General features: G+C 71.7%; 2 protein-coding genes and 1 pseudogene. All 3 read right to left on the bottom strand.

The window, feature by feature from the left end:
* Positions 1 to 730: pseudogene (locus G6020_RS15210) on the bottom strand (primosome assembly protein PriA); the annotation flags it as partial.
* 43 nt (positions 731 to 773) lie between these two features.
* Positions 774 to 1,985, bottom strand: a complete 1,212-nt coding sequence (metK, locus tag G6020_RS15205; protein WP_182611193.1) for a methionine adenosyltransferase — start codon at positions 1,983 to 1,985, stop codon at positions 774 to 776.
* Between the two features lie 58 nt (positions 1,986 to 2,043).
* On the bottom strand, positions 2,044 to 2,839 hold a 796-nt coding region (locus tag G6020_RS15200), incomplete at its 5' end, for a phosphopantothenoylcysteine decarboxylase (RefSeq protein ID WP_277815295.1).

Here is a 2,839-nt window from a genome sequence, read left to right as displayed (position 1 = left end):
TCCGTCGGTACCGAGCCGAGGGGCCGATCCCCGCGGACAGGTCGACCACCAGGTCCCGCCCCGTGGCTCCCCCGCCCACGATCTGCCGACACTCCGCGGTCAACCGGTCGACGTCCCGCTGGTCCGGGACGATCAGCAACACCTGCAGGCCCCTCCGCCTGACCGAGTCCGCCAGGGCGGCGAGTGCGCGCGCCCAGTCCCGTCCGGGCGGCACGGTCCAGACGGCCCGGGCCGGGACCCCCCCGGTCGCCGCGTCGAGGAACCGCGTCACCATCGGGTGGTCGGCCCAGCCGACCGGGATCTCGACCGGGCCCTCCGTCACACCCAGCGGTGGTTCGCGGTCCGGCACCGATTTCTCGGCCGCGGCGTGCCGCGGGGGGATCGCCAGTCGCAGGACGTCCGAGCGCATGCCCACCCACCGTCGCGCGACCAGGTCGACCAGCCGGAGCAACTGCGGTGTGAGCACGGGCTCCGGCGAGACGACGCGCTCGAGCCACGCGAGCTCCCCGCGGTGATCCGTCTCGTCCGAGCGCTCCACGAGGTACCCGTCGACGAGGCGGCCGGCGAACCGCACACGGACGCGGGTACCGGGTACCGCCTGGTCGGCCAGGGACTCCGGGACCAGGTAGTCGAACTCCCGGTCCAGATGCGGAACCCCGAGCAGGGGCAGGACCCGGGCCACGGGGGCCGTGGCCGCCGCGACCCGGGCCGCTGGGCGCGTCGTGGTCACGGCCTCGGATTCTCGCACCCCGCTCCGACAACCGGGACGGTCGTCAGTGCCCCACGGCCCGCTTGAGTTCGTCGACGCGGTCGGTCCTCTCCCAGGGGAGGTCCAGATCGGTCCGGCCGAAGTGCCCGTAGGCGGCCGTCCCGGCGTAGATCGGACGCTTGAGGTCCAGGTCGCGGATGATCGCGCCGGGACGCAGGTCGAACACCTCTGTGACGGCCTCCTGCAGGGCCGCGATGTCGACCTTCTCGGTCCCGAACGCCTCGACGAACAGCCCGACCGGGGCGGCCTTGCCGATGGCGTAGGCGACCTGGACCTCGACCCGCTCGGCCAGGCCGGCGGCGACGATGTTCTTGGCGACCCACCGCATGGCGTACGCCGCGGAGCGGTCGACCTTGGACGGGTCCTTTCCGGAGAACGCGCCGCCACCGTGGCGGGCCATGCCGCCGTAGGTGTCGACGATGATCTTGCGTCCGGTCAGGCCGGCGTCGCCCATCGGGCCGCCGAGCACGAACCGTCCGGTCGGGTTGACCAGGAGGCGGAACTCGCCGGTCTCGATACCGGCCGCGGCCTCGGCGAGGACCGGCCCGATGACGTGCTCGGTGAGGTCGTCGCGCAGCGTCGTCTCCAGATCGATCTCGGGTGCGTGCTGCGTCGAGATGACGATCGTGTCCAGGCGTACCGCGCGGTCGCCGTCGTACTCGATGGTCACCTGGGTCTTGCCGTCCGGGCGCAGGTAGGCCAACGTGCCGTCCTTGCGGACCTCGGTCAGCCGGCGTGACAGGCGGTGTGCCAGAGCGATGGGCAGCGGCATGAGCTCAGGGGTGTCCGAGCACGCGTAACCGAACATCAGGCCCTGGTCGCCGGCGCCCTGTCGGGCGATCGCGTCCTCGACCGGGTCGGCGGAGGTCCGTGCCTCGTGCGACGTGTCCACGCCCTGGGCGATCTCGGGGGACTGCTGCCCGATCGAGATCGACACACCACAGGAGACGCCGTCGAAACCCTTGTCGGAGGAGTCGTATCCGATCTCCACGATCTTCTCGCGGATGAGCTGCGGGATCTCCACGTAGCCGCTCGTCTTGACCTCGCCGGCCACGTGCACCATCCCGGTGGTCACCATGGTCTCCACGGCGACACGGGCTTCGGGGTCCTGCGTCAGCATCGCGTCCAGGATGGCGTCCGAGATCGCGTCACAGATCTTGTCCGGATGCCCCTCGGTCACGGACTCGCTGGTGAACAGCCGACGTGCCTGCGTCACAGTGGTTCTCTCTTCCTGGTGCCGGATGCGTGTGATCGGTCGATCGCGTGGGGACAGACTAGTCGGTGCGGTCCGTGGTGGTTCGCGCGGATGGGGCCGCGGCCCGGGACACCACGGCGTCGAGGATCCGGCTGGCCAGGAGATCTTTGCTCGCCCTGTCCACCGGCGTCTCCCCGCCCGCGGAGTCCAGGATCCACCCGCCGTTGACGTCCTGCCCGAAAGTGGTGCCGCGACCGACCTCGTTGACGACGAGGAGGTCGCACCCCTTCCGGGCGAGCTTCGCCCGGCCGTGGTCGAGGACCGATCCCGAGGAGTCGCCGGTCTCGGCGGCGAACCCGACCAGGATGCAGCCCGCGGGGACGTCCCCGGACCCGCGGCCCGCGACGAGCTCGGCGAGGATGTCCGGATTGCGTTCCAACCGGATCTCGGCCGGTTCGGATCCGGTGCCCTTCTTGAGCTTGGAGGACGACACGTCCGTCGGGCGGAAGTCGGCCACCGCCGCGGCCTTGATGACCACGTCCGCCTCGGCCGCGGCGGCGAAGGTGGCGTCGCGTAGCTCGCGGGCGGAGTCGATGTGGATCGCCTCCACGGCCGCCGGCACCGGCAGGTCGGAGGAGGTCACGAGCGTGACCCTCGCTCCCCTCGCCGCCGCGACAGCGGCGATCGCGTGTCCCTGCTTCCCGGAACTGCGGTTGCCGAGGAACCGCACCGGATCGATCTCCTCGCGGGTACCGCCGGACGTCACCACGACCCGCTTGCCGGCCAGGTCCCACGGGAGGCCGCCGCCGTCGAGCAGCAGTCTCGCGAGACGCGCGATATCGGCCGGCTCGGGCAGGCGGCCGGCGCCGGTGTCG

This window comes from Dietzia sp. B19 (genome assembly GCF_014145155.1).
GTDB classification, from domain to species: Bacteria; Actinomycetota; Actinomycetes; order Mycobacteriales; family Mycobacteriaceae; genus Dietzia; species Dietzia natronolimnaea.
The sequence above is the reverse complement of the archived record's forward strand: the minus strand, read 5'-3'. Positions and strand labels throughout refer to the sequence as shown.